This window comes from Pseudomonas sp. FSL R10-0056 (assembly GCF_009600105.1).
In the GTDB taxonomy this organism is placed as follows: Bacteria; Pseudomonadota; Gammaproteobacteria; order Pseudomonadales; family Pseudomonadaceae; genus Aquipseudomonas; species Aquipseudomonas bubulae.
Genome location: NZ_WIWL01000030.1, coordinates 1 through 3,670, shown reverse-complemented (window position 1 = coordinate 3,670; position 3,670 = coordinate 1). Strand labels below are relative to the sequence as shown.

The 3,670-nt window shown below is 61.4% G+C and carries 5 protein-coding genes; all 5 read left to right on the top strand.

Going from position 1 to position 3,670, the window contains the following annotated elements:
• Window positions 1–425: flagellar basal body rod C-terminal domain-containing protein (locus GHO42_RS01965; protein ID WP_306108753.1), on the top strand; the 425-nt coding region annotated here is incomplete at its 5' end.
• Between the two features lie 45 nt (window positions 426–470).
• Window positions 471–1,256: a flagellar basal-body rod protein FlgG gene (gene flgG / locus GHO42_RS01960; RefSeq protein ID WP_095002628.1), complete on the top strand. Its 786-nt coding sequence runs from the start codon at window positions 471–473 to the stop codon at window positions 1,254–1,256.
• A 24-nt stretch (window positions 1,257–1,280) separates the two neighbouring features.
• Window positions 1,281–1,976 carry a flagellar basal body L-ring protein FlgH gene (gene flgH, locus GHO42_RS01955; RefSeq protein WP_095002627.1) on the top strand — a complete coding sequence of 232 codons (696 nt, stop codon included), beginning with the start codon at window positions 1,281–1,283 and terminating at the stop codon, window positions 1,974–1,976.
• Window positions 1,977–1,990: 14 nt separating this feature from the next.
• Window positions 1,991–3,100: a flagellar basal body P-ring protein FlgI gene (locus tag GHO42_RS01950; protein WP_095002626.1), complete on the top strand. Its 1,110-nt coding sequence runs from the start codon at window positions 1,991–1,993 to the stop codon at window positions 3,098–3,100.
• 10 nt (window positions 3,101–3,110) lie between these two features.
• The coding region (locus GHO42_RS01945; protein ID WP_178114880.1) for a rod-binding protein at window positions 3,111–3,670 on the top strand (560 nt) is incomplete at its 3' end.

Below are 3,670 nucleotides of genomic sequence, written 5' to 3'. Positions count from 1 at the left end.
ACGTGGATGCCCTGGGCATCCTGCGTGCCGGCAACGGCATGCCGATCATGGGCAACGGCGGGCCGATCGCGGTGCCGCCCCAGCAGCAGATCGAAGTCGGCGAAGACGGCACCATCAGCATCCGCGCCCAGGGCGAAGGCCCGCGGGTGATGGCGCAAGTGGACCGCATCAAGCTGGTCCAGCCGGACCTGAAAACCATGAGCAAGGGCCTCGACGGCCTGATCCACACCAATGACGGTCAGCCGGCCCCGGCCGATGCCAATGTGCGGGTGACCTCGGGTTTTCTGCAGGCGAGCAACGTCAATGCCGTGGATGAAATGACCTCGGTGCTGGCTTTGTCCAAGCAGTTCGAGCTGCATATCAAAATGATGAACACCGCCAAAGAAGACGATCAGGCCATGACTCGCGTCCTGTCCATCAGCTAATTACTTGAACGTGGCGCCGAAAAACCGGCGCGCGAGGAGAGCTCCATGCTTCCGGCACTGTGGGTTGCAAAAACGGGTTTGGCTGCACAAGACACCAACCTGACCACCATTTCCAACAACCTGGCCAACGTCTCGACCACCGGCTTCAAGCGTGATCGCGCCGAGTTCCAGGACTTGCTCTACCAGATCAAGCGCCAGCCAGGTGCACAGTCGACCCAGGACAGCGAACTGCCATCGGGCCTGCAAGTGGGCACCGGTGTACGTATTGTCGGCACGCAAAAGAACTTCACTGCCGGTAGCCTGCAAACCACTGAGCAGCCGCTGGACATGGCCATCAACGGCCGTGGTTTTTTCCAGATCATGCAGCCCGACGGAACAACGGCCTACACCCGTGACGGTACTTTCCATCTGGACTCCAATGGCCAGATCGTCACCGCTAACGGCTTTGCCCTGGAACCGGCGATTGTGGTGCCGGCCGATGCCCAGACCTTCACCGTCGGCCAGGACGGCACCGTATCGGTGACCATTTCCGGCAACCCGGCCGCGCAAGTGATCGGCAACGTGCAGACCGCCGACTTTATCAACCCGGCCGGCTTGCAGTCCCAGGGCGGCAACCTGTTCCTGGAAACCGCCTCCAGCGGTGCGCCGCAAATCGGCACCCCGGGCCTGAACGGCTTTGGCCTGACCATGCAAAGCATGCTCGAGACCTCGAACGTCAGCACCGTGGAAGAAATGGTCAATATGATCACCACCCAGCGCGCCTACGAGATGAACTCCAAAGTGATCTCGACCGCTGACCAGATGTTGTCGTTCGTCACGCAAAACCTGTAATTACGTGAAATAGCGGGAGAGCTCATGAAGCGCTTGTTTTCTGTTCTGGCACTGGGCGCCATCACCTTGCTGGCCGGCTGCGTCAGCCCGCCACCGCGGGCCAACGACCCGTACTACGCACCTGTGCTGCCGCGTACGCCGCTGCCGGCTGCCGCCAACAACGGCTCGATTTACCAGGCCGGTTTCGAGCAGAACCTGTACAGCGACCGCAAGGCGTACCGCATCGGCGACATCATTACCATTACCCTTAATGAGAAGACCCAGGCGAGTAAAAACGCCAACTCGGCGATCGGTAAAAACAGCAACACCAGCATCGGCCTGACCTCGTTGTTCGGCAGCGGCCTGACCACCAACAACCCGCTGGGCGGGGGTGACCTGAGCCTCAATGCCGGTTACAGCGGCAGCCGTGCCACCAAGGGCGACAGCAAGGCCGGGCAGGGCAACAGCCTGACCGGTTCGATCACCGTGACTGTCGCCGACGTGCTGCCCAACGGCATCATCGCCGTGCGCGGTGAAAAGTGGATGACCCTTAACACCGGCGACGAGCTGGTACGCATTGCCGGCCTGGTACGGGCCGATGACATTGCCACTGACAACACTGTGTCTTCGACCCGTGTGGCCGATGCGCGCATCACCTACTCGGGCACCGGTTCGTTTGCCGATGCGAGCCAGCCGGGCTGGTTTGACCGTTTCTTCCTTAGCCCGCTGTTTCCCTTTTAGTGATGAAGCTCACCATGCCCAACCTCAAGCATCTGCTGGCAGCCGTGTTGCTGTTGTCGACCTCCCTGGGCGCCCACGCCGAGCGGTTGAAAGACATCGCCAGCATTTCCGGCGTGCGTTCCAACCAATTGATTGGTTATGGCCTGGTGGTGGGCTTGAATGGTACGGGTGACCAGACCACACAAACCCCGTTTACCCTGCAGACGTTCAATAACATGCTGTCGCAGTTTGGCATCAAGGTGCCGCCGGGTTCGGGCAATGTGCAGCTGAAAAACGTTGCGGCGGTGTCCATCAGCGCCGATTTGCCGGCATTCGCCAAGCCGGGGCAGGTGATCGATATCACCGTTTCCTCCATCGGCAACTCCAAAAGCCTGCGCGGCGGTACGCTGCTGCTGACACCGCTTAAAGGCATCGATGGCAATGTGTATGCGGTGGCCCAGGGCAATCTGGTGGTCGGCGGTTTCGATGCCGAAGGCCGCGACGGCTCGAAAATCACTGTCAACGTGCCGTCGGCCGGGCGTATTCCGGGTGGTGCATCGGTTGAGCGGGCCGTACCCAGCGGTTTCAACCAGGGCAACAGCCTGACCCTGAACCTCAATCGCTCGGACTTCACCACCGCCAAGCGTATCGTCGACAAGATCAATGACCTGCTCGGCCCCGGTGTGGCGCAGGCCATCGATGGCGGCTCGGTTCGCGTGACCGCGCCACTGGATCCGAGCCAGCGGGTCGACTATCTGTCGATCCTGGAAAACCTCGAAGTCGATCCGGGGCAGGCGGTGGCCAAGGTCATCATCAACTCGCGCACCGGCACCATCGTGATTGGCCAGAACGTCAAGGTTTCGCCCGCCGCAGTGACCCACGGTAGCCTGACCGTGACCATCACCGAAGACCCGATTGTCAGCCAGCCCGGCCCGCTGTCCAACGGCGAGACCGCCGTGGTGCCGCGTTCGCGACTGAATGCCCAGCAGGAAGCCAAGCCGATGTTCAAGTTCGGCCCGGGCACCACCCTCGACGAAATCGTGCGGGCGGTAAACCAGGTCGGCGCAGCGCCAGGGGACTTGATGGCGATTCTCGAAGCGCTGAAACAGGCCGGCGCGCTGCAAGCCGACCTGATCGTGATCTGAGGCCGACGTCATGGATATGCGTAAGAGTGGCGTAGTCAGTGGCAGCGATTCCGGGGCGTTCACCGACCTGAATCGGCTGAACAATCTGAAAGTCGGCGACCGCGAAAGCGACGGCAATATGCGCAAAGTTGCCCAGGAATTCGAGTCGCTGTTTCTCAACGAAATGCTCAAGTCGATGCGCTCGGCCAACGAAGTGCTGGGCAAGGACAACCCGCTCAACACCCCGGCGGCCAAGCAGTACCAGGAAATGTACGACCAGCAATTGTCCGTGACCCTGTCCCGGCAGGGCGGTGGTATCGGCCTGGCCGATGTGTTGATGCGCCAGATGTCGAAAAACAAAGCTGCGGTGCCGGGGGAGGCTGCGGCGACCACGGCGCTGACTGCCGAAGCCAAAGCCCCGGCCGCCACCACCGTCGACAGCCCTTTTGTGCGCTCCAGTGGTCAGCGTCCATTGTGGGCTTCGCGGGTCGCCATTACGCCGCAGGCAGCTGGCGGCGGCCATCAGAATGACATGGTCGGCGACTTTGTGTACTCGCGCTCCTTCGTGATGATGGTTGAGCTGGGCTCGAT

Excerpts from the sequence above, each read along its gene's own strand:
- flgG (WP_095002628.1), top strand. The coding sequence starts at position 471 with ATGCTTCCGGCACTGTGGGTTGCAAAAACGGGTTTGGCTGCACAAGAC.
- flgH (WP_095002627.1), top strand. The coding sequence starts at position 1,281 with ATGAAGCGCTTGTTTTCTGTTCTGGCACTGGGCGCCATCACCTTGCTG.
- GHO42_RS01950 (WP_095002626.1), top strand. The coding sequence starts at position 1,991 with ATGCCCAACCTCAAGCATCTGCTGGCAGCCGTGTTGCTGTTGTCGACC.